Raw genomic sequence first — 26,908 nt, forward strand, 5'->3', positions numbered from 1 at the left:
CCGTCAGTCAACTCCCCTGAAACACTGCCCCGCCCCCGAGCAGTTTTCGCACGTCATCGTCTGAGAAACCCAGCTCCGACAGTATTGTCTGTGTTTCCCAACCTTTTGGCTGTGCTGGCGCGCGTAGGGATGGATACTCATTGTCGAACCGGATCGTCGAGCGAAGTGCAGCCGTCCTGCCTTCGGTGGGATGATCTTCAAAATCGATCAACCCCACAGCGCTCAGGTGCGGATCGTCGGGCAGCGTCTCGAGCGTATGGCACGGCTTGGCGGCGATATCGGCCTGACACAAGATATCCAGCCACTCCGCCGTGGTTCTTTGTGTCAGTGGGGCGCCGCGGATGGCAAACCATTCTTTCACGTTCTGCGCGCGCGCCGCGACGGATGCAAAACGCGGATCGTCGAGCAGATTATGGCGGTCCACAGCCTTCAGGAATGCGCGCACCTGCGAGTCGGTGTTGACCGTGAAAGAAATCCAGCCGTCCGCTGTCTGGACGGGCTTGTTGTGCGGGCTGAGCAGCCGCATGTCGCCCGGCGGCCCCACCGGCGGATCGAAGCTGCGCTGCGCCAGGTGTTCCTGCAGCACGAATGCCGACATGGTTTCGAACATCGGCACCTCAATGCTGCAGCCGTTGCCCGATGCCTGCCACTGCAGCACGGCCGCCAGCACGGAACCGGCCGTGATCTCGCCGACCACATGATCGCAAATCAGCATTGGCACGTATGACGGCGTCCCATCGCGCGCCAGGGAGAGCCCCGTCATTCCAGTGGCAGCCTGGACCACGCTGTCGTAGGTCGGCTGGCCTGCATAGGGTCCGTCCGTGCCGTAGCCGGTGATCAGGCAATAGATCTTTTCCGGATACTTCGCGCGAATTGTCGCCTCGTCCAAGCCAAGTCGCTGGAGCGCAGAAGGACGCATGTTCGCAACGATAACGTGTGCGGAGGCAACCAGTTTCTCCATCGCCTCACGGGCGCCTGGCTTCTTCAGGTCCATGCAGACGTTGCGCTTGCCCCGGTTGAAATGCAGGTAGGTGCCGGAATGCTGCCCCGTCGGCGACAAGCCACCCAGCCCACGCATCAGATCGCCCTCCGGGCTTTCCACCTTGATAATATCGGCACCATACTGCGCCAGCCGCCATGTGCAGACGGGTCCTACTACCACACTGGTAAGGTCCAGTATACGAATTCCCTTGAGTGGCTCGAAGCTCATTGGACGTCGACCTCCATTTGCGCAGCAACTGCTCCCTGATCATCAATGGCTCGCACTTGCCATTTGCCGTCGTTGCCATCGGCGGCCAGCGTGATCGGGCGACCGCAGTAAAGGGGCGCGAGATGTTTCGTTCTGAATTGCACTGGCACCCGCTTCAGCTCATTGGCCACGAACTCGGTCATCAGAAGCGTAATGAGCCCCCCGTTCACGACGAGGTCCGGGAACCCCTCCACCTCGCGTGCATACGACTTGTCGATATGGATCTTGTGGGAATTGAAACCGAGCGCGGAATACTGGAACAGCAGCGTTTCGTCCGGGACGACCACCTTCAGCCGTTGGCCGCTCGGTGTCTGCACAGGCTTGAGGGAATTTGTGGCAGTGCCACGTCCCGCGGCGAGCAGCAGGTAGGTCTGGGTTTCAACAATGGCGATTTCGCCCTCGACGCTAAGTTGATGGCCGATTTCAACGATCGCCATCGGTCCCGCGGAGGTGCCCTTTTCGACTAGACCCTCTATGGCGCTGCTCCGCCGAACGGTCGCGCCAATCGGAATGTCGTTGACATAGCGAACCGACCGTCCACCCAGCATCAGGCGCGGCAAGCCTAGATCCGGCACGGGAACGCCCAGACCGGGGAACCCATCGCCTCGCAGCACATTGCGCGGCGTGTCAGCACCGAGGAGGATGAACTGCCATCCGCGTGGCAGCGCGCTGCCCTCCTTCACCGTGTCCGGATCGCGATCCAGCATGGCCGCTACCCGCCGTGCAGCAGCCAATGAGCACGCCTCGGTCCGGACGACGGCGACATTTTCAGAGTACTTTTCCATTCCCTGCCCTTCTTGATTCATGTCGTTCGCACAGGAGCGCGAAGGCCACGACAGCCATGCTCGCGATCTCGCATCACGTCACTGGTCCGATTTCGCCCCGGAGCGGCGAACGATGTCTTCCCATTTCTTGCGCTCGGCCGCATGTACTGGGCGAACTCCTTGGGCGTGGAGCCAATCGGCTCGGCGCCCATGTCCGCATACTGCTTGCGGACATCAGGTTGCTTGAGCGCAGCCGCCGCCTGCGCCGCCAGCTTTTCCACGATCGGAGCCGGCGTTCCTCGCGGTGCCCACATTCCATACCAGGTGCTGATATTGAAACGAGGCCCATCGGGGGCCGACCTTGCGACCGCTTCGGCGCCAATCATGCCACTGGCACCCGGCTTGTTACCGACGACGAAGGTCTGACCCAGACCTTCGCCCATCTTCACCGCCACCACACGGGCCAGCAGGTCAGTCGGGCCACCAGACGGGAACGGCAGAACCACGCGAACGGGGTGCTGTGGGTATTGCTGTGCCTGGCCCGCCACCGGCTGCACGATCAGCGCGCCCAGCATCAGCGCTCGCAGGGCGCCAAACAGCGTGCGCGCACCATTCTTGGCCAAAAATCGGTTGTCCGTCACTTCTCAGTCTCCTTGAATCTTCTTCCCCGCTTGTCCGGCGAACGGCCGTTGACGATCTGGGCCGGATGCCTGGAATGCGGATGAGCTATGCTATTTCCGTCTTCCCGCCAGGACAATCCGCCAAACCGTGCCAACAGTGTTGATTCATGATTGACAATAACTTCGACCTCAACCTGATCCGACTCTTCGTGACCATGGTCGAGTCGCCCACGCTGACCGCCGCTGCAGAGCGCAGCGGCATGACACGTTCCAATGCTTCGCGGCGCCTGAAGATTCTTGAAGAGCGTATGGGCGCGCAGTTGATGCGGAGAACAACCCGCAATGTTGAGTTGACCGAGGCGGGACACCTCCTCTATTCCCATGCCTTGCGCATGCTCGACGAATTGCAGTCTGCGGGTATGTCGATCGATAGCCTGGGGAAGGTGGTGCGTGGCGATGTGCGCGTTCGTCTGCCAACCGGGCTCGGCCATCTATACTTGACGCCGCTTTTGCTGGAATTCGCCCGAAGCCATCCGCAAATTTCGCTGCGCGTAGCGATCAACGACAACATTGGCGACCTGATTTCCGCCGAAATCGACGTGGCGTTGAAGATCACCTCGCAACCGCCAGAGGATCACGTCGCCCGCCGTATCTGCGAAGTGGGCTGGTGCCTGTGCGCCTCATCGGCCTTCCTGGATGCCCACGGTCCGATCCGCAGCGTGGAGGATCTCGAACGCTGCGATTTCATCACGCCACAATCCTTGGGGAGACGCTTCAACCTCAAGGTCTGGTTGGCCGGCACACCGCAGACATTGCGGGTCAGTCCGCGCATTCAATCCGGTGACTATCCGTTTCTGTTCGAATCGATGATGGCGGACCTCGGCGTTGCGCTGCTGCCGCGTTACGCCGTGTGGCGGCAGATCCAATCCGGAGTGGCACGCGAAGTGCTGGACGAGTGCGAGGCAGAGGGTGTGGGAGACAGCATCTACATGTTGACTGCGCCGAACCGCTACCCCACCCTCGCCACGCGAACGCTGATGGACTTCATCCGCAGTCATCTTGAGCGCCAGGCCGAGAACTGGCAGCGCCGGAATCCGGCCGCCGTCTCGACGCTCAATCGTCCCAGTTGACGCCTTCGAAGCGAAAACTTATCAGCGCTCGTAACCGGAAGGAATATATGGATTCATTCGCCGGTCTGGCCCATAGGATCCATAGAATCTGGCTCTATTGAATCCAGATCAGGTCCCCTAACGGCCGGCGGCGGCACGCGTTTTTCTCCACCGCCCTATCCCTGAATTGCCCTGCCATGAACGATTCCCAGACGACCATTTTCGCTGCGCGCAGCATTGTGACGATGAACCCATTGCAGCCGCGCGCAACACATGTGGCGGTTCGTGACGGGCGAATACTTGATGTCGGGGACGAGTCGCTTCGTGCGACCTGGTGCCACGCTACTCTCGATGACCGATGGCAACACAGCGTAGCTGCGACAATGCTTATCGGCGTTTCCTTCACATTACAAACTTCTCCGCATTAGCGGATCTGCATGTCGCGCAGCATGCGCTCGCGTAGCGGTGTCATGGCGGAACTCCAGAGAACAGTGGATGGAACGCCCCGTCGGGCGCCTCCATGCTGCTCCTGTCCGCCTGCTCATCCCCGTGGTTGCCCACCGCTAGACAAGCGGCCGACCCAACGTCAGGCACTGACCTGCGCGTACCGCCCACTACCGCGTCAGCGGTTTAGTGTACGCCCGTGATGGCGTGCCATCTGCAGGGTGAAAGTCCCTGTCGGAGTTGGCCACAGCTCCGTAGCCGAAGGTAACTGCGTCGTCGTGAGACGGGGTGGGGAGTAACCGGAAGCGAACTGTCGGTCCGTAGGTTAACGAACCTGTTTCGGCGGGGTATGGCGGCGAGCCTGCACTAAAGTGGCGAAGCCTGGAAGTAACACAGCACGCTGTCGTGGCGGACAAAGCGGTGCGGTGGCGTACCACGTGATTGAGGACGGAACGATGGGATGGTGGCACGAAGCAAGCGGGGAGACCTGCCGGCGAGGTGAACGCTGGCAGGAGTCAGAGTCCCGATAGTACTGCACACGGAAGCGTAGAGCCGTGGAGACCTGCGTCAGAGCAAAAGGCGCACTAGGGAAGCGGGGCAGGAAAGTTGATAGCAAAAGACCGGAAGGAAGCAGAGATGAAGATCGAAGCATCGCCAGTGTCGGAAACGACTAGACGAGATGCAAACGCGCTGGGAAGCTGCGTGCAGCGGAAATTCGCGTCAGCTTCAATCTGGACGGACGCTATGTTGGCTGCTCTACAAAACGGAGTTAAGGGAGGTAAATGGCACAGTCTGATTGACAAGGTGTTTCGCCTGGACACGCTCGCGCTGGGATGGACTCAGGTCGAGAAGAACGCCGGGGCAGCGGGAGTGGACCGCATGAGCGTGAAGCGATTCGCGCAAGCGCGGGACCGCTACCTTGCTGAACTGGCGCATGCATTGCAGGATGGTAGCTATCGCCCGCAGCCGGTGCGGCGCGTCTACATACCGAAAGGTAAAGGACGCCGCCCGCTCGGTATACCCGCTGTGAAGGATCGCGTCGTTCAAGCGGCCCTGAAGCTGGTCATCGAGCCGATCTTTGAGCATGAGTTTGAGCCGAGAAGCTACGGCTTCCGCCCGGGCTTGGGCTGCAAGGATGCACTGCGCGAAGTGGACCGACATGTGAAAGCGGGCTACTGCTGGGTGGTCGATGCCGATCTGCAAAGCTATTTTGACTCGATCCCACACCTGCCCCTTCTCGCGAGAGTGGCCGGGCGCATCGCGGACGGCCGGGTTCTGGAACTTATCCAATCCTTTCTCAAGCAAGACATCATGGAAGACATGACGCGCTGGACGCCCACTTCTGGGAGTCCGCAGGGGGCGGTCATCAGCCCTCTGTTGGCAAATCTGTACCTGCACGAGCTTGACGTGGAAATGCGTCAGGCAGGGCTGGTCATGGTGCGCTACGCGGATGACGCCGTGGTGTTATGCCGCACACGTGAGGAAGCGGAAGCTGCGCTAACTCGCATGCGGGCTTGGGTGGATGCGAACGGCCTGACACTGCATCCCGACAAAACCCACGTTGGGGATTGCCGGCTGGAGGGTCATGGGTTCGAGTTTCTCGGTTACCGGTTCGAGGCGGGCCAACGGTGGGTGCGCAAGAAGAGTCTTATGGGGTTGCGGGATAAAATCCGGGCCCTGACCAAGCGTAACAGGGGCGATTCGATCGAGAGCATCATTGCGTCGATCAACCCGACCCTGCGTGGCTGGTTCGGCTATTTCCAGCACGCCCACCGCTACACCTTCTCGTCGGTCGACGGCTTTGTTCGTCGCCGTCTGCGAGCGATCTTGCGCCGACAGCTTCATCGTCCGGGGCAGGGTCATTGCCTTCGCGATCACACCCGATGGCCAAATGCCTTTTTCGCTAATCTTGGGCTGTTCACGATGTCCGAGGCCCTTCGATTGGCGCGCCAATCCCGATGTGGAAACAACTGACTGGAGAGCCCGTCGCGGGTAAACCGCACACCGGGTTCGGAGGGAGGGGACGGCGCACGCCGTTTCCTACCCCTATACAATTGCGAATCTTGGTCGTAGGCCAACTACGGTGACCGATATCGGCACGGGGAGCCCATTGCATCAGGTTTCGTCGAGTCGGCCGTCAACCAGGTGGTCAGCAAGCGCTTCGTCAAACGACAGCAGATGGCCTGGCGGCCTCGGCACGCGCACAACCTGCTTCAAATCCGGACGGCCGTGCTCAATGGCCAGTTCCGATCGCACGTTGAGCGATGGTATCCCTCCGTCGCCGGAGGAGAACGCCACCGCCTTGCCGCTTAGTCAGCCCCCGCTTTGGCGCGGTCTCCGATCGATATGTATGGACCTGGTCATTGGGGGCAGGTCATCTGAAACACGAGATAGACATGCCCCCAGGACTGGCACCATCAATTTTTCTAATATACGTGTCACGAAAAAACGGGCCGCCTGCGGAAGACAGCTCGCTCACTGACGCATGACCTGTATAAACGTCATGGTCGATGGTTGCGGAAAAGTAGCAGATTTCACTCGTACTTGATACCTGACGCAGCCACAATCTTGCCATATCGAACGGATTCAGCCCTCAGATAAGTGTCCGCATCAGCTGGCGAGCTCAAGACCGGTTCCATGACCAGATCAGCCATCAGTTTCTTGTACTCGGTATCAGCCGCAGCGACCTTGATCGCTTGATGTAGCTTCTCAACTCGTTCCCGAGGTGTACCCGCCTTGACCGCGATAGCGAGGTACGTCACCACAGGCGGAATCGAAGCGCCGCTTTCGGGTGCTGCAGGCACATCCTTCATAGCGGGACTACGGCTGTTTTGCAGCAAGCCCAGCGTCTTCACCTTGCCACCTCGCAAATGCTGAAGAGTCGATCCCACGACGTCGACAGTGGCCACAACCTGCCCACCCATCAAATCAGTAACGGCTTGCGGTGAGCCCCGATATGGAACGATTGTGAAATCGAGTTTCGCCGCCTTTTTCCAGGCCTCCAGGCTCAAATGCGCGACACCGCCAAGGCCATTGATGCCAATCGTAACCGTACCTGGATGCGCGGCGATCGTGCGCTCCAGATCACCAATCGATTTCTCCGGCCGGTCGCTGCGCACCATGATCCAGTTCGATGCCCTCGCCAGTACAGTGACCGTCGCCAGGTCCTTCGCAGGGTTATATGGAACGGAAGACATCATCAGTGGAGCAAGATTGAACGTCGTCGCGCTGGACAGAATCATCGTATGTCCATCCGCTTCGTTGCGCATCAGGCTCTGGACAGCTGGAACAGTGGCGCCACCGCTGATGTTTTCGACGATCACGGGCTTTTTGAACTGACTTTCCAGGCGCGTAGCCAAACCGCGTGCCAAGACATCCGTCGAGCCGCCAGCCGGAAAAGGAACGATCAATCGAAGTGATTTCGTAGGCCACTCGGCACCGTAAACAGCACCACCTGATATCGCGCACGCCGCAAAAATGCACATGCTCGCAAACAGCTTTTTCATTGTGTCTCCTTCGTTTGATGAAATTTCAGCCGGCGAGAATCAGATCCGTTTTTGTTATGCTTCGCATGCATGCGCTCCAACAACATGTTGTCCTACCTGGGGAACAACGGGGCTTCGGTCATGCAGGATAAAAATCTTGCCCCGCCGGCATGGACGTGAATTACTCCACTTTGACACCTGCTTGGCTCACGAGCTTGCCATAGCGCGCCAATTCGGATTTAAGAAACGACGAAGCTTCCGCTGGCGAGTTCACAATCGGGTCGTACAGCACGTTTGTGGTCATCAGGGTCTGGAATTCCGCATCGGCAGCCGATTCCTTCATGATCTTGTTGAGCCTCTGCACACGCTCCGGTGACGTTCCAGCCTTGACGACAATTGCCAGGTACGTCGAAATCTCCGGTGCGGTTTTATTGCTTTCGCGCGCCGTTGGCAGATCCTTCAGCGCGGCACTGCGGCGCTCCTGAAAGACGGCAAGCGGCCGGACCTTACCCGCGCGTGCGTACTGGACTGAGGAGCCAGGCACATCAACCGTCGCAGTCACTTGCCCGCCCAGGAGATCAGTTACCGCCGCCGGGCCGCCACGATATGGAACCACGGTGAAGTCGAGATGCTCCGCCTTTTTCCAGGCTTCGAGGCCAAGATGAGCAGCGCCACCGATGGCGTTGACGCCGATGGTCACTTTTCCGGGATTGGCAGCGATTGTCTTGGCAAGATCGCCGAACGTCTTTTCCGGGCGATCCGACCTGACGATCATCCAGTTTGCCGTCGCACCCAGAATAGTGACGGGCGTGAAGTCCTTCAGCGGCGCGTACGAAATCGAGGGCAGCAAGTGAGGATTGACACTGAATGTCACATCACTGGAAATGAAAAGGGTATGCCCATCCGCATCTGAGCGCAGGACATTCTGCACTGCCGGAACAGTTGCACCGCCAGTAACGTTTTCCACCACAACTGACTTGCCCAGTCGTTTTTCCATGCGGACAGCCAGGGCCCGCGCAATCACATCGGTCGAGCCACCGGGGGGAAATGGCACAACCAGACGCAGATTCTTGGACGGCCAATCTGCAGACTGTGCGAACACAGGAGCGGCTGACGCGATAGCCACTGGAACGAACACACAACCGAGCAATTTCACGACTGTTTTCTCTAACATTTGAGTCTCCTAAATCACAATGCCTACTTTCTTATCCGTGGTTGATGTGGCATTCCAAGACGCACCCGGCACAACAACTATCGGACACCGCTCGCATATCAGGCAATCAGCGCAGTGGAATTCCTGACACCACACATGCATCGAGTGCGGCAAGGATTTTTTTCTGGTCGAGCGCTCGACCGATGAACACCAAGGCATTACCGTCGGTCTGCCGGTCTGGATCGACAATCAGCTCGCTACGTTTCCCAACAAGCTGAAATACAGCGCAACGCGGGTCTCCGTGAGAGAAGCAGACGAATCCCTTGCCTCGCACGACCGTCAGCGGCAATGTCCGCACGAAGTCATGAAACGCATTCGGATCCAATTCGCCAGGAGCGCTCCAACTCAGCGACACAAAGCCATGTGCGTTCTGGGGAGACCTGTTGGTTGTACCCACCGGTTTGCTGTCATCAATACGAATAACGCGACGGGCATCCACAGATCCCATGATCAATTCGAGCGGAACATTGCAGTGCTGTGTCGGGATCAGGCGAGCACGTGGAGCAATCACGCGAATGTCCGCGGAAAGTGCATCCAGTGCGGCCTGTTCAGCGAGATCACATTTGTTGAGCAACACCATGTCGGCAACGACCATCTGTGCCAGGGCAAGCTCACCATCGGAGAAGGAGAGTGCGGGATACGCCTCTGCATCCACGATCGCAATCACGGACTCCACGAAAACGTGCGGTGCGAGCAATTCATCATGCAAAGCCGCCGTAATCCCTAGAGGCTGAGCAATGCCGCTTGCCTCGATCACAATGTGATCAGGACGGTCGTTTGCGCTCGCCATGGACAGGACGCTGCCGAGAAGATCATTGTTCATCTGGCAACAAACACAGCCATTGGAAAGTTCAATCACTTCGGAATCGACACGCCGCACAAGGGCCGCGTCGATATTGAGTTCGCCGAAGTCATTGACAAGTACGCCTATCCGCAGTCCGCCCGGTTGTGCCAGGCTGCGTTGCAGCAGGGTGGTCTTTCCCGCGCCAAGAAAACCGGTCAGCACCGTGACAGGAATGGGGTTGTGTGTCTGTGTTGCCATGCTGTTACCTACCGCCATTACAGATCAATATGATCGATCTCGCCAGGAGACCGAACGAGCCAATCAGGTTCGCCGCAGAAGCCATCGGCTTCAAATCGTATGCGGAGAATCGAGCATTGCAGATAAAACGTACCCCTGCCGCACGCGGAAATCCGAGGCGGGCGTCATGTTGATCAAGCGAGCCCGTTTGACTCGCGGATAATTTATGAGGGTCTCTTGACTTCGCGTCCACCGACCCAGGTCGCAAGCACCGGGATGCTTGCGAGCGTCTCGGGTGAAACGGTCAGTGGGTTGATCGCCAGAATGGTGAAATCGGCATACTTTCCAACCTCGATGCTGCCAATGCGGTCATCCATGAACAGCTGATACGCTGCGTCGATCGTGACCGCCCGCAATGCTTGCTCGGCGCTGATGCACTGCGCTTGACCCAGTACACGGCCGGCGTGGGTGCGGCGTGTGGTTGCAATCTGCATGCACAGCAGAGGATTCGGGTCGGTCATGGGTGCATCGCTGTGGAGGCTAAAACGCATACCAGCGGCAGCGGCAGAGCCAATCGGCATGTACCGGGCTGCCACATCTTCCCCGAAGAGATAATCGGCCAGCGGCTCACCCCAGTAGTACAGGTGTCCTGGGAAAAAGCTGCACACGACACCCAGCCTCTTGGCGCGTTCGATCTGGTCATCGCGCATCAGGGCGCAGTGCTCGAGCCGGAAGCGATGGTCCTGACGGGGCAGCGTATCGAGGATCGACTCATAGAGATCCAGAATCAGATCAATCGTCCTGTCGCCCTGCACGTGCGTTGCGACTTGCCGTCCCGCTGCCGCGTAGGCTGGAACGAACTTCTGCAACGCCTCCAATGTGAAATTCATGTGCCCCGTGTTGTTGGCAGGCAGCCCCATTCGTTTAAGGGTAATTTCATTGTTCAGATAGGGATGCGTCACCGCAATATTGCCAACGAAAGGAGACCCGTCGCCCCATAACTTCACACCGACCATGTTCAGCCAGGCATGCTGCTTCTCGAAGCGAAGATGGCTCTTGCCATCGACATTGGCCTGCTCGTACCCGACCACGCGCATGGGGACGTCGTCCATCTGGAGGTAACGCTCATAGGTCGGCTCGAAGCCCGGGATCATGCCAATCTCGGTGCATGTGGTGATGCCTGCCTTGATATGCTTGGCCAGCCATTCGTCGAAAGCCTGCCAGGTTCCCTCATCGCCGCGCTCGGCATACATCGGCTCAAGGAAAATCGCGACGGCCCGTTCTTCGACTTTGCCTGTCAATTCCCCATTGTCATCCAGGCAGATGATGCCGGCGGGAGGTGCCGGCGTCTTCTTGTCCCATCCTCGCCGGCCAAAAGCGAGGCTGTTTGCGAATAGCGCATGCGCGTTGGATGTCTGGATACTGAGCGGATTGGCTGGCGCAATTTCATCCAGCTCCGCCAGAGTGGGTTCGCGCATATCCGGGTGACGCTGCGGATCCAGCCCAAAGAAATGCAGCCACTCGCCGGGAGCCGCTTTTGCGACGCGCCGGCGCACCATTGCCATGAGCGCCGCATACGTTGGCGTGGTTTCCGGTCGCGCATCGATCACGGGCGTTCCGCGATACATCGCAGTCTTCAGCGGATGTCCGTGCGGCTCGATGAATCCTGGTAGCAAAGTTGCGCCTGCGAGATCGACTTCGCGGGTCGCGGCACCACAGTGCTGGCGTATGGCATCGAGAGCACCGACCATGACGATACGGCCGGCCACCACCCCAACAGCCTCCACAGCCGACGTGTCTTCGGCCATGGTGACGATGTTGCCACCATGAAATATCAGATCCAGTTGAGCGCTCACAGACTCCTCCTGTCATTCAACCTGTTTTGGACTGCACAGCTCCCGTCACTAATATGACGGAGGCGTAATGACCCACAACACAACGGCGTCCTCATCGCCAGGATTCATGCATTGGTGCGGGCCCGTTCGATAGAACGCAAAGCTGTCTCCGGCTTCCAACAAAACCGTTTTTCCTTCGAAGTGCAGCTGGAGTTTTCCTGACAGCACGACACCAGCCTCTTCGCCACGACGAATCCGATCCTGATCGCCGGTGCGGCTGCCAGCCTTGAAGGTTGTCATGATGAGTTCCAACTGCCCGGAGAGATGCGGGGATAGCAACTCCTCCACCACTCCAGCACCGGTAAAAGCGAGCCGCTTGCGATTGCCCTTGCGCACGACAAAGTCCCGCTCCCCTTCCGGAACAGGCTGCGCTCCCTGAAAGAACCAGCCGATATTCACGCCCAGCGTGTCGGCGATTTCCTGCAGGGCAGAAATCGAGATCGGAGCGATATCCCGCTCGATCTCGCTGAGATATCCGACCGACTTTCCGATACGATCGGCTAGCACCTGTAACGTGACTCGCTTCAGCTTTCGCAACGTGCGAATCTGCTTTCCCACTGTCGAACCAGCGGCAAGCGCGGTACTTCTTTCGGGATCGCCTACTACATCACGGTCGCTCAGATCAGGATGACTGGGTGGCCTCACAACATGTACTCCTTATGAACATGCGACAGATCGGCAGTGTGTCACAAGCTGCATCGGAGCGGGCTCAGCCTGCATCGCCCAAGCGCTTTGTGACTGCTGATCGCTAGCAGAACTCATCGCGGAACCGATACCAGTGATAGAGACCGCGCTGCCCCAGGCGCCTGAACGGCGCAAGGACACTCCCAGGCAACGGCGAGTTGAATATTGGCAACGCAGGCAGGTTTTTGCCAGCGAGCAAACACGCGAGATGCCGACCCGCCTGGGTCGAATACATCACGCCGCTGCCGCCATACCCCAGCGCATAGCAAATGTTTCCGTGACCAGCACTCCGATAAATCCGCGGCATCATGTCATGACTGACATCGACCCACCCCCACCACGAGTAGTCCACACTTACGCCGGTGAGCGCCGGGAATTTTCGGAAGAAGCCTGCCAGTAGCGAATCATAGTGTTTCGGATTGTCGGCATCCGCACCGGTAATCGCGCCGCGCGTGCCGATCTGGATACGTTGGTCTGGTAGCTTTCTGTAGTAGTACCGAAGCGTGCGTGTGTCCGTCATGACCCGCGATGTCTTGAAACCAGCTGCTTCAATCTCGTCGGATGTGAGCGGGCGCGTAACAATCGAATTCGAGAGCACTGGAAACGACCGGTTCCGCAAGGCGGCATGCAACCCTGGCGAGGTATAGCCTCCTGTTGCAAAACCGATGGCGCGCGCCCGGATACGACCTTCCGGCGTGCGCAGATGATGGATACCCTCACCCGCCTCGATGGCGGTGACCGGGCTACCGGAATACACGCGCACACCGAGCGCGCGTGCCGTGCGCAGATAGCCAAACGCCAGCTTCAGCGGATGGATACCAACGCCATGCGGCTCCAGCATCGCGCCAACGGCATCGGCGTCGGCAACATGGTCGCGGTGAACCTGGCCCCGGCTCAGCATTTCGACCGGATAGGCGAAGACCTTCTTCAGAACGTCGGCTTCCTTGAGCAGCTCCTGAAATGTCCGCTGCCGGTGAGCAATGTAGAGATGCCCTTGTTCTTGCGGATCACACTGGATGTCGTGCTTCGCCACCAGATTGTGGAAAGCGGCATAGGCCTCATCCATCTCGGCATGCATCGCCAGGGCGATGTCCTTGCCCCATCGCTGCAGCCACTGACTGCGAGAAAGGCGGCCAGCGGTGTGAAGCACCTGCCCGCCATTTCTGCTCGTGCATCCCCAGCACACCTGATTGGCCTCGACAACGGTCGCCCGGATACCATGCTCGCTGGCAAGGTAGATCGCGGTGGCCAAGCCCGTCAACCCGGCGCCGACAATGATCACGTCGGCATCTATTTCGCCGCGCAGGACACCGTCATCCTCAGGCACGGCCCCTGCCGTGCTGACCCAGTAGGACGGCGCATAGGCCCTGCCAACACCCGGCCCATCACTCGTCAGGGGATCGTAGCGAGGATCGTACGCTGCGGCGCTCATTGTGCCGGATGGCAGACGCGCGGTCATTGGCTCGCCCTCGTTATTTGCGCACGGTTGGTGATTGTGATCGTCGTCATGATGTCAAACGCTGCTTGCGGAAGGCGTTCTTGACAGCGATCTTGCCGTTCACAAAAGTGAGGATGTCGCACCCATTCACTTCCGTGCGCGAGCCGTCGCGTGCGGTGCCGCTGAACGTCCATTCCGTGACGACGCTGTTGTCCGCAGCCAGTTCGCGGATAGGGGACCAATGGGCGTCGGGATACGCGCTGAATACAGCGGCGATCGCACGCCTGACGGCCGCCGCGCCGATGTGCCGGGCACCATCCCGATCAGTCCCCGCAGGGGACATGAATGTGCAGTCTTCAGTCATGCAAGCCATGACCGCATCAAGATCGTGGCGATTGAAAGCACTGGTAAACGCCCCGGCGACGGCCAGGTGTTTCTTGTCAGTCGGCGTCATCAAAGAACCTTGTTAAGTAATGAGTACAGTCCTCGGCGCCATCGGAGCGCAGAAGCGGGACCTGCACCCTGATCACCCCAAACATGCCCGGACCGGCGGCCGCACGGCCCAAGAATGGTCGCGTGTGCCGTTGAGTGAAAATATACATCAAAATTTCACAAAGGGAATAATTTATTGTAAATTTTCACTTCGGTGCAGCTGGCCTTTGCTCTGATACCGAGCCGGGCGGTTGCACCGTTCTTCGCTGGCGCCCTGCTATTAGAACCACAGAGAAAAAACTGGAGACACTACTAATGAAGCACATCAAATCATGTATACGCGCCCTGATCGGTGCGATGGCGATGACTTGTGCAATCGCCTCAGGCACATCCGCCGCCGCCGAATTCCCGCAGAAGGGCAGCACGATTACGCTGCTTGTGCCCTATGGCCCTGGCGGGCAGATCGATGTCATGGGCCGGGCCATGGCGGCATACTGGGATGCCAAATGGGGCACGCGCACCATCGTGCTCAACAAGGTCGGGGCGAACAACCAGATTGCGCTGTCCGAGCTGCTCAGGCGTCCTGCTGATGGCCATACCATCGCGTTCGCCCAGGGTTTCGAGGCACAACTGACCTATCTCAATCCAGAGGCCAATGCCCCCTATTCGCGCAGCAACTTCGTCCCTGTCGCACTATCCCAGCGCACGCCGGCGGGCTGGGTTGTCCGGGCCGACAGCCCATATCAGACCATGACCGACCTGGTGAAGGCTGCCCAGGCCAAGCCGGGCACCGTGACGCTCGGAACGCCGACCAGCCGCGGGCCCGCGCAGTTGTACATCGAAGAATTCGATAAAAAGCAAAAGGCAAAGCTCAACAGTGTCCCGTTCAACGATGGGCCGTCCATGATGAACGCACTGCTTGGGGGACATATCGACATCGCCGTCACCAATCCGACGATTGCGCTTCCCCATCTCAAATCCGGGCGCATTCGGGCAATCATGGTCAGCGGCAACACTCCTTCCAAATTCTTTCCGAGCGTGCCGACGGCGGGATCACTGGGTCTCGACATTTCGAGCTTCGGTGCGAGTACCGGGCTAACGCTTGCTCGCGGCACCCCCGCACCCGTTGTCCAGGCGTGGTCAACCATGCTCAAGGAGCTTTCGGAAGACGCCGACATGCGCGCAAAGATGGATGCCATGGGCATTCAACCGGAGTACGCCGGCCCCTCGGATTACGCGGCGTTGTGGGATGCGATGCAGGTTGAGGTGACCAAGTTGCTGATGCGCACGCAGGGCAAGGTCCGACCGATCCAGTAACCCCATTACTCCCCAGGAAGCATGCCGGAGCATATATTGACCATAAGCGCAGATACGCTTTCCGGCGTCCGGCGATCTGCGCTCATCGAAGGAACGACTATCGTGCATGCATCGACATCTTCACAGCCGCGCCAAATGCTGCGCATCATTCTTGCCAGGCACATCCACACCATGGATGAATCTCTGCCGCATGCGACAGCGGTTGGCATCATTGACGATCGCATCGTCGCCGTTGGAGACCTGGCATCCATGGAGCCGTGGCGCGCAGGGCGGGATGTTGTCGTCGATGAAAGTTTGCGCGACAAGGTATTGCTGCCGGGCTTCATCGACAACCATGTGCACCCGTTTCTCGGCGCACTGCTCACGCCAATGGAAATCATCGCGCCAGAAGCCTGGCGCATGGAAGGTGGTGAGATCGCGCCAGCGGCAAATACGCCCGAACAGTATCTCGAGCGGCTCAACGCCCGGCTCGCAGCGCGTACCGACCATAGCGAAATTTTTATTTCCTTCGGTTACCAGCCTGCCCGGCACGGCCGCTGGAATCGCCCTGAGCTGGATGCATTGTGCCCGGACAGGCCTGTCATTCTCTGGCAACGGTCGTTTCACGAGACGTACATGAACACCGCTGCCATCAATCATCTCGGCCTCGACGAAGAACCGGTGGCATCGCACCCCCAGGTCGACCTCGCCAATGGTCATTTCTTCGAAACCGGCAACAAGCTGGTCGTCGCCAGGCTCCTGCCCATGATGCTGCGCCCCGAGTGGTATCACCGCGGGCTCAATACCACGGCGACACTGATGCAACAGGGCGGTATCACGACCGCCGGCGACATGCTGTTTGGCTGCATCGACCCGGAGTATGAGCTTGCCGCGCTGGACGCGTGCATCGAACAGAAGAATCGTCCGCTCCGCATCGTCAATATTGCAGATGCACGCGGCTTTTCAAATCGAGCCGTGGGCCGCAAGACCATGGGGCCACCAGATGAATGCCCACCGTTCGAAGCGGGCCTTGCGATGATCGAGGCCATCCGGTCCCGGGAAAGCCGTCGCGTGCGCTTCTCGAAGGCCGTCAAGCTGTTTGCGGATGGCGCAATGTTCTCGCAGCTGATGCAGATGAATCCGCCCGGCTACATCGATGGGCACCACGGTGAATGGCTGATGAGCCCCGCTGTTCTCGCTGAAGGCGTGCGCATCTTCTGGGATGCAGGCTATCAGATGCACGTGCATGTCAACGGAGATGGCGGCATGGATGCTGTCATCTCGGCGCTTTCCGCCGCGCAGGAGCGCAAGCCGCGCTTTGATCATCGATTCACCGTGCACCACGTTGGTTTTCATACCAATGCACAATCGCGTCAATTGGCGGCATTGGGCGCACATGCCTCGGTCAACTCGTACTACATTCACGCACTGGCCGATGACTACGGCCTGCTTGGACTTGGCCGCGAACGGGCTGACCAGATCGTACGGGCCGGCTCGATGGTACGTAATGGCCTGCGCGTTTCGTTCCACTCGGATTTCATGATGGCACCCATGGAACCGCTTCTGCTCGCGTGGTGCGCCGCGACGCGTACCACGCGGTCCGGACGCCAGGTGGCACCAGAAGAAATGTTGAACCTCGACCAGGCCCTGCGTGGCATCACGATCGATGCCGCATTTGCACTCCGGATGGACCATGAAATCGGCTCCATCTCCGCCGGCAAGAAAGCCGACTTCGCCATCCTTGAAGATGACCCGTTCGAGTTTGGCGTGGAGCGGCTGAAGGACGTCCGTATCGCAGGCACGATATTCGAAGGAGAGTTCCATCTCCTCGGCCAACCCGTCGCCAGCGTTCTGGCCGGAGATGCCACCATGCTGATGGCTACGCGACAACATCCCAGGTCCCCATCCAGCGAATATCGGATGATCCCATCTGCATTGTGCTGCGGTCCAGATGGAGATCCTTGCGTATTCTTGCGCTACCTAGCCAGCGCCGGATTGATGAGATCGCATGGCTAGCTAGGATCGAGGCTGGAGGGAAGCTGCCAGGATAGCGCCGGATCCCACTGTAAAGTTAGTGACAAGGTCGCAGGAGAAACCTTGTCATGAAGAAATCGTGGTTCAACGAAGAGCAGATTATTGGGGTGTTGAAGGAGACCGCGCCAAACCGGGGACTGACTAAGCGGCAAGGCGGTGGCCTTCTTCTCCTGCGATGGACGGATACCATCGTTCAATGTAAGACCAGAGCTGTTTATTGAGCACCGCGGTCCGGATTTGAAGCAGGTTGTGCGCGTGCCGAGGCCGCCAAGCCATCTGCTGCCGTTTGACGAACCGCTTGCTAACCACCTGGTTGACGGCTGACTCGACAAAACCTGAGGCAATGGGCTCGCCATGCCGATAGCGGTCACCGTAGTTCACGATGAAGTGCCGGTTTTTGTCCTTCTAGGAGACCGCATGACTTACGTGAAAACCATTCGGGCCGTCTTGGCCTCGGGGCGCTTCATCGCCATCGACCTGCATCGGCACGAAAGCGCCCCGCATGCCGTTGAGGTGCTGATGTGCCTCCGGCCGGTCGAGCGCGGTATCGACGTGACCCTCCAACCTCTGCAAACGCCGGCCGCGATGACCGCCGACCAAGCGTTCGCGTTCGCCTGGGCGAAGGCGCAGGGGGTCGCGCAGCACCACGATGACCCTATCGTGGGCGTGCAAATGACGGTTAATGTGCTGTCCGACAGCGTGATCGCGGCCGTTACCGGCGGATTGCCCATCACGCCCATCTAAGCCGGTCGCCGGGGCGGAAGTCCCGGCGTACAGGTTTTCCCGAAATTGTCGCCATAGTGATAAGAAGTGCTATTTCCTGCAGACCGAGGGTGACGGCCACTACCAGGGCACCACCTTCCGGGCGCCGGCCTCAACGGCCAGCGCGAACTGACCCGCACTTACTTCAGCGTCTTCAATCGGTTGTTCGCCGCACGCGCGCCTTCGGTACCGGGATACTTGGCCACCACTTGTTCCAGCGTTTTGCGTGCAGCCGCCTTCTGGTCGGATTCGAGCTGATTATTGGCCACCGCGATCATGGCGTCCGGCACCTTGGGATGCGTCGGGTTGGCATGGATCATTTTCTGCAGCACCCAGGTGGACCCCTTGTAGTCGCGCTGCGCGTAGAGCGAGTTGCCGAGCCAGTACTGCGCCAGCGGCAGGTAGGGGCTCTGCGGATATTTCTTGATAAACGACGAAAACGAATTCCCGGCGCTCTCGAAATCGCCCGCCTGAAAATGCTTGAGCGCGGCGTCGTATTCGGGCTTCTCGCCGGGCTGCGACTGGTGGTCTTCGACCGAAGCGTGCTGCGGCTCGAACTTCTTCAGGCGCGCATCCAGGTCGGCGTAGTAGTCCTTCTGCTGCTTCTGCAGCGTCGCCACCGTGTTCTGCAGCACTTCGTTCTGGCCGCGTAGTCGCGCGACTTCCTGGCGTAGTCCTTCGAGCTGGTTCTGCAGGTCGAGTGTGGTGCGGCTGTTCTGCTCAATGCGCTGGGTCGCCGTCGCCTGGAAGCTGTTGAACTGGTCGCGCAGGTTGATGACCGTTTTGCGCGCCTGCTCATCGTCGAACACGCCGGCGTGTGCCTGCGTGGGTGGCAGCATGCCGCCGCTCGCCATGGCGGCGAGCCACAATAGGGTGGAAACGCGTACTTTCATAAATGGGTCGTCGTGGGTTGTGTCGGTTAGCCCTGGTCACATCGTCGTTGGACAGCGGGCCGAATGCATCGGCGGCCCTATCCAATCCGGAAAAACTCAACGCTCTGCCCCGCATTGACCGCGCGCTTGAGCCACGAGGGCATCTCGCCCTGCCCGTCCCAGGTGAGCCCTTCCGCGTTGCGGTAGCAAACCACCGGCGCCTGTGGTGCGGGCGGTGGCGGCGCGAAGCACGCCGCCGCGTCGAGCTCTTCGAGGGTGAGCCCATAGTCGTCCATCTGCGTCTGGATCCAGCGGATCGCGTCCGCCCGCTCAGTTTTTGCTGTCATCGCTGCCGTCACTGCTGTCGTTGCCTTCATCCTGATTGTTAGGCAGCGCCGCCGCCCCCGGCTCGTTGCCCGGCTCTTCCCCTTGGGCTTCCTACGCAGTGGCCGCCGAACTTCCGGCCTGCCGAGGTTGCTAGTCAGAATAGGGGCGGACCGGCCGCGCCCGCCAACCTGCCGTTCAGTACAAGAGATCGATGAGGAAACGCTCGGGCTTCTTGCCAATCCACGCGGGTGCCCGACCGCGCCCCGACCAGGTCTGGCCCGTCTTGGGGTTGCGGTACCTCGGAGGCGGCGCGGCCTTCGTCTTGGTCGGAACAGCGCGGGCAGCGGGCTCAACACTGGGCTTGCCCGCAATCTCCTCAATGCTGAGGTCGTACTCCTGCATCCACTGCCGAATCTCCTCCACGACCTTTGGCACTTCGGCTCGCAACTGCTCAAGTTGCGCATTGACAGATGCCAGTTGAGCGAGCAGTGAGGATTGGGACGGGCTTTGGGTTGCGGTAGGCGCTTTTTGCTCCTGTCGCGGCTTCCGGGTTCGCGTCTTCTGAGTCGGCGCTTCCGGGGCAGCCTCCACTCCAGGCAGTGTTATCTGCTTCGGTCCGCGCTTCCGGGTTGGGGTCTCTTGGGTCGTGACTTCCGGAGCGGCAACTTCAGCCAGGATTTTCGGCTTCCGACCGCGCTTTGGGGTCCGCCTCTCTTCCGGCGCAGCTTCCGGAGCGGCAGTTTCGGTGAGCGCTTTCGGCTTCCGACCGCGCTTCGGAGCCCGCGTCTCTTCCGGCGCTGCTTCCGCAGCGGCAGTATCGGTGAGCGCTTTCGGCTTCCGACCGCGCCTCGGGGCCCGCGTCTCTTCAGGCGCTGCTTCCGGAGCTGGGGCGTAATGCGGTGCTACCGGGGCGGCCGTTTCGGTCAGTTCGTCCTGGGCGGCAGCTTCCGTCGGTTCGTCCGTGGCCAGGACTTCAACCGGAGCTTCGGCCACGGCTTCAGTGGTCGCTTCCGAGGTCATGGCTTCAATGGGCGCTTCCGGCGCGTCAGATTCAGTCAACGCTTCCGAGGCGGCGGCTTCCATCGATGCTTCCGGTGCCACGTCTTCCGTTGAAGCGTCCGGGGCTGTGTAAGGCCGCCGGCGCCGATATGACACCGTCGCCGTCGGGCCGCTATCCCGGCTTGTGGACCAGAAGTCCAAGCGTCGGGTCTGAGTGTCAACGCTGACACTACCGACGCCTGCATCACTGGCTTCACCCATGACGGGATCCGCGTCGCGCATCGCCTCAGCGATGGGAAGCTCCATCTGACCAAGTCCGTCCGTCGCATGGCTCGCGACAACGGCTTCCACCACTTGCTTCGGGGTCAATTCGTTCTCCTTCATTGAAGACACTGCAGGTGCAGACACTTCCTTATTCCATGGACGGTGAGACCTTGTCTCTTGCGTGTCGTTCGCTTCAGCGGATCGCGTTCCCCGCTCAGTCTTTGCTGTCATCGCTGCCGTCGTTGCCTTCGTCCTGATTGTTGGGTAGCCCCACCCCCGGCTCGTCGCCCTGTTCTCCGGCCAGCTCATCCTGCTGAGCTTCCCCCTGACCGTCGCCCTGCTCTTCCGGCGCGGTCGCCGCCGAACTGCCGCCCTTGCGCCGCCTTCCACCACCGCCGTCCCGTTCGCGCGGCGCGACGCGCAGGGTGGCCAGCAACTGGCGCGCGAGCGCCGCTTCGGCTTCGGCCCGCTCGGCCCGGCGCTGCGCCGCGGCGAGTTCCGCCTGGACAGCCTCCAGGTCACCCGCTGTCTTGCGCTGCGCCTGCTCGGTGGCCGCGAGTCGCTCGGCCAGCGCCACGGCCTGCGCTTCCAGCTTCGCACGGCCCTCCGCCTGCGCCACCGCGGCATCGCGCGCCTCACTGCGTGCCGCCACCAGTTCGCCACGCAGGTCTTCGGCCGTGCGTTCGCTCCTCTGGCGCGCTGTGCGCTCGGCGTCCAGTTCGCGCAGGCTGCGCCGCTCGCTGGCTTCGGCGCGTTCCTGCGCGAGGGTCACCTGCTCGCGGGCGCGTTCCAGCTCGGTCGAGAATTGGGTACGCAGTTCCACCAGCTGCCTGCCCGCGACGTCCAGTTCGGCCCGCGCCGCTTCCAGCCGCGCCTGGGTCGCGGCGTGCGCCTGTCGCTCCGTGGCCAGGTCTGCCTGCACCGTGTCGTGCGCCTGCCGCGCTTCCGCCAGGGGGTAATCGTACTTTCCGTGCAAAATCTGGCGGTAAGAAACGAATTACTTTTACAAATCAAAGCGTTAGGAAATCATCAAGTTCACCTGCTTGCTGCCTTTCGATGCAAAATCTGGCGCCTGCCTTGCCGGCAAACGCAGCCCGAGAGCCCTTGGACAATGCAGAAAGGCGCGCTGCAAGTTTGTGCACCATAGAGCATATGTTCCTGCTAACCACTTGCTAGTCGCCAGCGCGGACGAAGTATTTCGTGAACATCCGCTCGGCCTCGCCGAGGCCCTCGTCGGTTAGCCACACCGACTTCGCCCGGTTCACCGGATCCCCGATGAGCCCTTTGTCGTGCAAGCGATTCAGCGCGTCCCAGTCAAAACTTTTCCAGGCGCGATTCTCGCCGCATAAATTGAGGTAGAGCAGCGCGAGGACGACCTCGTCGACTGCGTCGGTATTGATGTCCATCTTGCCTCCTCCTCGAAGGTGGCCTTCACGATCCTGCCGCACGCTGCCAGGGCGCCGCTTCGAGCAGCATGTCCTGGTACTGCTCAAGGGGAAATCGCAACATTCCCCGAAAGTTCACATGCGCCGAATGCGCCGGCCCCATTCGACGCAGCCAATCGTCGTCGACTCGCTGTCCCTTGCCGCGCCACGCGTCGACTGTTGCTTGCATGCGCTGCGTGTTCCAGGCAATCACCAGGTTCGTCAGAAGGGTCAAGGAGCCAGAAATCGCGATCATTTCGTCACGACGACGGCCGCGCTCCGGCGTGACCTTTCCCGTATAGATCGTACGTTGGAGCTCGTGTACCGACTCACCGCGACTGAGTAGTGCATGCAGTTCTCGGCGAAACTCGACGTTGCTGAAATAGTCGCACAGGAACAGGGTGCGCAGCAGCTTGCCAAGTTGTTCCGCCGCCCGATAAATCGGATCTCCTTGGGCTGCGCTGCCGAATCGCTGCAACGCGACGACAGCGCTGACACGCCCTGACTTGATTGATGCAACAAGCCGCAGCAGCCCGTCCCAGCCGTCGCGAATAGCCTTCAGGGAGATACCATGATCCACGATGGGAGCAAGATCTTCGGCTATCTCCATACCCCGCGGCAGATAGAGCTTGCGCTCCAACAAATTGCGCAGCCGTGGGCATAGATCGAAGCCGAGCAGCTTCGATACGGCCATCCCCACATTCGTATATCCATGCGTATCAACGGCGAGCGCGAGGAGGCCGCCATCTTCGCGCGTGTCGCTGTGGCGCACTGCCCCTTCAATTGCGACCCCCGCCTGGCGCTCGTTAAGGACGATCGGCTGGTTGTACACGATGCCATGCTGGTCCAGGACATGCGTGTAGATACCGACTGCATGCGTGCGCCTACGCGGATCGACACGAGCGTAAAACAGATGAGGTGAAGTATCCAGGCTCATCGAGTCGCTCGAGGCTCGCTGCCCGCGTCCCCACAACTCTGTGATGGGGTGCGTACGTTGAAACTCAACCACGCGCGAGTTGGCTCGCGACAGCCGTCCCGACATCTCAAGCACACGCATTGTGTTCGAAATCGCCGCAGCATCGACTTGCTGAATCATAGCGGCAACGCCTTTCGCGTCGATCTCGGTGCCGTGCGCCATCAGTGCACCGTAGAGCGAGACAAGTTCGTTGGCATCGCGTGCCCTCCGTGCCAGTAGTACTTCGCTAAAGCCCGTGTGGACATCCACTTCCATCATCAGATCCGCAAACTGAGCTGTGCCGATCGCCTTGAACAACAGGTCGCGTGTGCGCCTCGGTACCCCGTCCGTCGGTAGTGCCTCAAGTGCCGAGAGGTGCAGAGCGCCATCCTTGCCGATTGTCACGCGGCCGGCTTCGCGAGCTTCCTCCAGCGCCGCGAGGCCGGCCTTCAGGTTTTCAGTCAATCGCTCGAGAAAGGGATCCGCTGTAGCTGGTAGACTCAATAACGATAGGTGTCGGCCTCGCTCGGACTCCCAATCTGACGGCGGAATCAGCATCTGGTCACGTTCACGAAAGGACAGACTGTGGTTGATCCACACCGATCCGCGGCGCAGATCTTTGCGCAAGCTCGTGATCGCGGCGGCTTCCAAAGCGCGTAGTGCACGTTTACGATCGTCGCAGTCGACTATGGCGCGCCAGTTGGCGCTAATCAGCACTCCGTGGTCAATGGGCAACTCCGTCGCGCCGCTATCGCGCAGCCTGGCGATAAGCTCGAGTTGCTGCAGGCTTGGTTCTGCGTCTCGGCCTGATAATTCCAGTTCACATAGGGGTGCAAGGAGACTACGGATGCGCCGGTTATCATCAGTCAGCGTTTCGCGCACGCTGGCTGCATGGCTGGCGGGAGGCTTGTCCGGTAGTTCCCCAAGCAGTGCTTCAATCTCTGCAAGTCGGGCTTCCGCCGGGCGCGTATTGTCACGAACGAGCGCTTTGATCGCAACCAGTTGTTGTCGGTATTCAACTGCCGAGCGAGCTTGTTTCGTTGTGGTCTTGTTGTAAGCGTGCCGAACCAGATCGGAAACGCGACGTCCGATTTGATAGAGCAGCGAATCGGTCAACTCGAGCAGCGTCACGCGTAGGAAAAACACCACCTCAAGCGTGCGCGTCGACGCATTGAGCTCGTGGGTCTTCACCGGACGGCGCGCCTGAATCCGCTGTGCCCAGGCACGCTGCTTATCGATCGGCACGGTGTCCAGCGTCCACGTGTGTACCCCGATGTCCTTGAGATACCGAACCTTCTCCAGGGTTTCCGTGAGCGTCGTCGGACTGTGCCGGGCCGGCGGCGTCTTGAGCCACTCGAGAACAGTCATGCCTGCGGGCTCGTGTTGGCTCGATAGTTCTGCATCAGCGCGCACCAGTTGCGTCTCAGGAATGGTCGCCCCGATCAGGGCGAGCGTGTGGCGCTCGATCTCCGCCCAGATCGATCGTCCAAGATCCCGCAGGGTTCGCTCGGCGGGAATCAGAATCTTGCGCTCGTACAGCCAGTAGTGCGCGTGTTGGATCAGTTCGTCGAGCGTGAGCGATTCTTTGGCATCCTGGCGCATCCATGCTTCGAGCTCCGCCCACTGGTCCGGGCTGATCGACTTCAAGCCCAGATACCCGCAGGCCCAGATCAGGTGGTCATAGAGCGTCTTGTACCGGCGATATAGAGTCCGGAGCGATGCGATCGTCGGCGTCGGTAGGCCGAGCCGCTGGCCGATATAGTGAAGCAACTGGCGCGGCAGCGTACTGACCTGGCCGAGGCTATGCCCACTTGCGCGCAGAAATACCAGTTGGATGGCCGCGCCAGCGCGCCGATCGGTCCGAAAGCGCTCATTGAGCACTGCGACGTCACTGTCGGTCAATGCAAAGTACCGCTCGACATCGAATTCCGACAGCCGCATCGGCAGCCGGTCACTTCCCACATAGCGAAATCCCAAGCCCGGCATCTCTTGCCCCTATCGAGATGGCGCGATCCGAATCGCGGGCGGATATGTTACGCCCTCTCCGCATTCGCAGCGGCCAACGAGTGTGGGCTTGTCGGAAAGCCTTGTCGACAAAGGCTTTCAGGGAAACCGCCAGATTTTGCACGAAAAGTACGATTACCCCTGACAAGGCAATCCGTCGCGGCTCCTTTACCTCGGTCAGGGAACTGGTTCAAAAGATTGATCACTTCGTCGCTCACTACAACCAAAACTGCAAACCATTCACTTGGACCGCTACCGCTGATTCAATCCTCGCCAAGCTCAACAGACTTTGCGAACGAATCAGCGGAACGGGACACTAGCACCCGATCGCAGACCCTGAACGCCCGGGGAATTTCCACATCTGCGCTTCTCAGCAAGTCATCTTGGCTTACGGAGCGACGAAGTGCGACTGTTCATTGGCCAACGGCCATTACGCCCCATTGCGGCTCATCCCAAGCACATGCGCGGAGCGACGAAGCCGACCGGGCTGACATCTGCGCATTGCCTTGTAGAAATGCCCAGACACTGCGAATCCACGCAGTGTCGTTTGGTTGAGCGCGAATCAGCGAGCGTTAACGTCGACAAGAACGCGGCCGCGTAGGTGACCATCCAGCATCCGTTCAGAGGCGTCCTTCACCTCGTCGAGAGAGACGGTTTTCGCGGTGATGCTCTCCAGCATCTGGATAGGGAGATCGTGGACCAATCGCGCCCAGGTTTTGACGCGCTCCTGCGAGGGTAGCATTACAGAGTCAACCCCCAAAAGGCGCACATTGCGCAAGATAAACGGCATGACCGTGGTCGGCAAATCGGCGCCACCGGCGAGTCCGCACGCCGCAACTACGCCCCCGTAGTTCATTTCCGCAAGCACGCGGGCCAAAACTTTGGACCCCACCGTGTCGATGGCTGCGCCCCAGAGTTGCCCTTCTAGGGGGCGGGGAAGCTCTGACCATTGTGGGCCGTCCAAAAGCTCATCCGCTCCCAAAGCGGAGACAAAATCATGCTTTGCCGGATCTCCGGTCAATGCTGCTACGACGTAGCCGAGTTTCTTCAGGATGGCGATGGCGATACTTCCGACGCCGCCTGCGGCTCCTGTCACCAAGATTTTTCCAGACTCCGGCCTAATCCCAGCGCCCTCCAGCGCATTGACACATAGCATCGCGGTGAAGCCAGCGGTGCCGATCATCATTGCTTGACGCGTTTCCAGCCCATCGGGGAGCGGTACCAGCCAATCGCCTCTTACTCGTTGGAACTGCGAATATCCTCCCCAGTACTTTTCACCGACGCTCCAGCCCGTTAGCACTACCTTCGTCCCCGGAGTGAACTTCGAGTTTGATGATTCGACTACAGTGCCTGCGAAATCGATGCCAGGTACCATTGGCCAACCTTTAACGATCTTCCCGCGCCCCGTAACTGCCAACGCGTCCTTGAAATTCAGCGTGGAGTAGTCGATCCGTACGAGGGTGTCCTCACTGGGAAGCGCATCGATACCGATTGTTTCAACGGTGGCTTTAGTTTTCTTTTCTTCTTCACGAAGAATTACGGCGCGAAATTGGTCAATAGACATGTAGATTTCCAGATCGGATATATGAGGCCCACAGTGGACCGTTCCCTATCGGC

At 59.8% G+C, this 26,908-nt stretch carries 21 protein-coding genes and 4 pseudogenes; 7 read left to right on the top strand and 18 right to left on the bottom strand.

Annotated features, from left to right (window positions below; genetic code table 11):
- Nucleotides 1–7: 7 nt before the first annotated feature.
- Genes CTP10_RS40580 through CTP10_RS40590 form a run of 3 tightly spaced genes read right to left on the bottom strand, consistent with a single transcriptional unit; the run spans nt 8 to nt 2,654 of the window.
- Nucleotides 8–1,210: a CaiB/BaiF CoA transferase family protein gene (locus tag CTP10_RS40580; RefSeq protein WP_116323547.1), complete on the bottom strand. Its 1,203-nt coding sequence runs from the start codon at nt 1,208–1,210 to the stop codon at nt 8–10.
- Nucleotides 1,207–2,055: a hypothetical protein gene (locus tag CTP10_RS40585; RefSeq protein ID WP_199414738.1), complete on the bottom strand. Its 849-nt coding sequence runs from the start codon at nt 2,053–2,055 to the stop codon at nt 1,207–1,209. Before CTP10_RS40585 ends, CTP10_RS40580 begins: the two co-directional genes overlap by 4 nt.
- Nucleotides 2,052–2,654, bottom strand: coding sequence for a tripartite tricarboxylate transporter substrate-binding protein (locus tag CTP10_RS40590; RefSeq protein ID WP_233528453.1), 603 nt, complete (start codon nt 2,652–2,654; stop codon nt 2,052–2,054). Before CTP10_RS40590 ends, CTP10_RS40585 begins: the two co-directional genes overlap by 4 nt.
- A gap of 146 nt (nt 2,655–2,800) precedes the next feature.
- Here CTP10_RS40590 and CTP10_RS40595 point away from each other — a divergent pair, with 146 nt between their 5' ends.
- From CTP10_RS40595 to CTP10_RS40605, 3 genes and pseudogenes are all read left to right on the top strand, one after another.
- On the top strand, nt 2,801–3,763 hold the full coding sequence (locus tag CTP10_RS40595) for a LysR family transcriptional regulator (protein ID WP_116323545.1): 963 nt from the start codon (nt 2,801–2,803) through the stop codon (nt 3,761–3,763).
- A gap of 1,059 nt (nt 3,764–4,822) precedes the next feature.
- A complete protein-coding gene (gene ltrA / locus CTP10_RS40600; RefSeq protein WP_116324081.1) occupies nt 4,823–6,160 on the top strand; it encodes a group II intron reverse transcriptase/maturase in 1,338 nt (445 codons plus the stop codon).
- 102 nt (nt 6,161–6,262) lie between these two features.
- Nucleotides 6,263–6,499, top strand: a pseudogene (locus tag CTP10_RS40605) (ISKra4-like element ISBte1 family transposase); the annotation flags it as partial.
- Nucleotides 6,500–6,720: 221 nt separating this feature from the next.
- On the opposite strand, the gene CTP10_RS40610 reads toward CTP10_RS40605, so the two are convergent.
- From CTP10_RS40610 to CTP10_RS40640, 7 genes are all read right to left on the bottom strand, one after another.
- The gene (locus CTP10_RS40610) at nt 6,721–7,692 is read right to left on the bottom strand and encodes a Bug family tripartite tricarboxylate transporter substrate binding protein (protein WP_116321229.1); all 972 of its coding nucleotides are present in this window, start codon (nt 7,690–7,692) and stop codon (nt 6,721–6,723) included.
- Between the two features lie 160 nt (nt 7,693–7,852).
- Nucleotides 7,853–8,845, bottom strand: coding sequence for a Bug family tripartite tricarboxylate transporter substrate binding protein (locus CTP10_RS40615; RefSeq protein ID WP_116321230.1), 993 nt, complete (start codon nt 8,843–8,845; stop codon nt 7,853–7,855).
- Between the two features lie 106 nt (nt 8,846–8,951).
- Nucleotides 8,952–9,926 carry a CobW family GTP-binding protein gene (locus CTP10_RS40620; RefSeq protein ID WP_158577679.1) on the bottom strand — a complete coding sequence of 325 codons (975 nt, stop codon included), beginning with the start codon at nt 9,924–9,926 and terminating at the stop codon, nt 8,952–8,954.
- A gap of 203 nt (nt 9,927–10,129) precedes the next feature.
- Entirely contained in the window at nt 10,130–11,761 is a 1,632-nt protein-coding gene (locus CTP10_RS40625; protein WP_116321232.1) for an amidohydrolase, read from the bottom strand.
- Between the two features lie 48 nt (nt 11,762–11,809).
- Nucleotides 11,810–12,358: a helix-turn-helix domain-containing protein gene (locus CTP10_RS40630; RefSeq protein ID WP_116321233.1), complete on the bottom strand. Its 549-nt coding sequence runs from the start codon at nt 12,356–12,358 to the stop codon at nt 11,810–11,812.
- Between the two features lie 190 nt (nt 12,359–12,548).
- A complete protein-coding gene (locus tag CTP10_RS40635) occupies nt 12,549–13,943 on the bottom strand; it encodes an NAD(P)/FAD-dependent oxidoreductase (protein WP_116321234.1) in 1,395 nt (464 codons plus the stop codon).
- Between the two features lie 46 nt (nt 13,944–13,989).
- Nucleotides 13,990–14,376, bottom strand: coding sequence for a nuclear transport factor 2 family protein (locus tag CTP10_RS40640; RefSeq protein ID WP_116321235.1), 387 nt, complete (start codon nt 14,374–14,376; stop codon nt 13,990–13,992).
- A 293-nt stretch (nt 14,377–14,669) separates the two neighbouring features.
- Between CTP10_RS40640 and CTP10_RS40645 the strand changes: the two genes are divergently transcribed.
- Both CTP10_RS40645 and CTP10_RS40650 read left to right on the top strand, forming a co-directional pair.
- On the top strand, nt 14,670–15,671 hold the full coding sequence (locus CTP10_RS40645; protein WP_116321236.1) for a Bug family tripartite tricarboxylate transporter substrate binding protein: 1,002 nt from the start codon (nt 14,670–14,672) through the stop codon (nt 15,669–15,671).
- Nucleotides 15,672–15,806: 135 nt separating this feature from the next.
- A complete protein-coding gene (locus CTP10_RS40650; protein WP_158577680.1) occupies nt 15,807–17,666 on the top strand; it encodes an amidohydrolase in 1,860 nt (619 codons plus the stop codon).
- Nucleotides 17,667–17,825: 159 nt separating this feature from the next.
- On the opposite strand, the pseudogene CTP10_RS40655 reads toward CTP10_RS40650, so the two are convergent.
- A pseudogene (locus tag CTP10_RS40655) lies at nt 17,826–18,086 on the bottom strand (ISKra4-like element ISBte1 family transposase); the annotation flags it as partial.
- A 15-nt stretch (nt 18,087–18,101) separates the two neighbouring features.
- Here CTP10_RS40655 and CTP10_RS40660 point away from each other — a divergent pair.
- Nucleotides 18,102–18,428: a hypothetical protein gene (locus CTP10_RS40660; protein WP_116321238.1), complete on the top strand. Its 327-nt coding sequence runs from the start codon at nt 18,102–18,104 to the stop codon at nt 18,426–18,428.
- A gap of 158 nt (nt 18,429–18,586) precedes the next feature.
- On the opposite strand, the gene ybgF is transcribed toward CTP10_RS40660, so the two are convergent.
- The 6 genes and pseudogenes from ybgF to CTP10_RS40690 all read right to left on the bottom strand — a co-directional run bounded on the left by ybgF (nt 18,587) and on the right by CTP10_RS40690 (nt 25,273).
- Nucleotides 18,587–19,339, bottom strand: coding sequence for a tol-pal system protein YbgF (ybgF, locus tag CTP10_RS40665; protein WP_116321239.1), 753 nt, complete (start codon nt 19,337–19,339; stop codon nt 18,587–18,589).
- A gap of 77 nt (nt 19,340–19,416) precedes the next feature.
- The gene (locus tag CTP10_RS40670) at nt 19,417–19,665 is read right to left on the bottom strand and encodes an H-NS histone family protein (RefSeq protein ID WP_116321240.1); all 249 of its coding nucleotides are present in this window, start codon (nt 19,663–19,665) and stop codon (nt 19,417–19,419) included.
- A 175-nt stretch (nt 19,666–19,840) separates the two neighbouring features.
- Nucleotides 19,841–21,028, bottom strand: coding sequence for an H-NS histone family protein (locus tag CTP10_RS40675; RefSeq protein ID WP_116321241.1), 1,188 nt, complete (start codon nt 21,026–21,028; stop codon nt 19,841–19,843).
- 94 nt (nt 21,029–21,122) lie between these two features.
- A pseudogene (locus tag CTP10_RS40680) lies at nt 21,123–21,860 on the bottom strand (DNA-binding protein); the annotation flags it as partial.
- A 220-nt stretch (nt 21,861–22,080) separates the two neighbouring features.
- Nucleotides 22,081–22,314 (bottom strand): DUF6429 family protein, encoded by a 234-nt coding sequence (locus CTP10_RS40685; protein WP_116321242.1) that lies wholly within the window; start codon nt 22,312–22,314, stop codon nt 22,081–22,083.
- 25 nt (nt 22,315–22,339) lie between these two features.
- Nucleotides 22,340–25,273, bottom strand: coding sequence for a Tn3 family transposase (locus CTP10_RS40690; protein ID WP_116321243.1), 2,934 nt, complete (start codon nt 25,271–25,273; stop codon nt 22,340–22,342).
- Between the two features lie 152 nt (nt 25,274–25,425).
- Here CTP10_RS40690 and CTP10_RS40695 point away from each other — a divergent pair.
- Nucleotides 25,426–25,611 (top strand): annotated as a pseudogene (locus CTP10_RS40695) (IS630 family transposase); the annotation flags it as partial.
- Between the two features lie 242 nt (nt 25,612–25,853).
- Here CTP10_RS40695 and CTP10_RS40700 read toward each other — a convergent pair.
- Nucleotides 25,854–26,855, bottom strand: coding sequence for an MDR family oxidoreductase (locus tag CTP10_RS40700; RefSeq protein ID WP_116321244.1), 1,002 nt, complete (start codon nt 26,853–26,855; stop codon nt 25,854–25,856).
- Between the last annotated feature and the right edge of the window lie 53 nt (nt 26,856–26,908).

It is taken from the genome of Cupriavidus sp. P-10 (assembly GCF_003402535.2).
Classification (GTDB): domain Bacteria; phylum Pseudomonadota; class Gammaproteobacteria; order Burkholderiales; family Burkholderiaceae; genus Cupriavidus.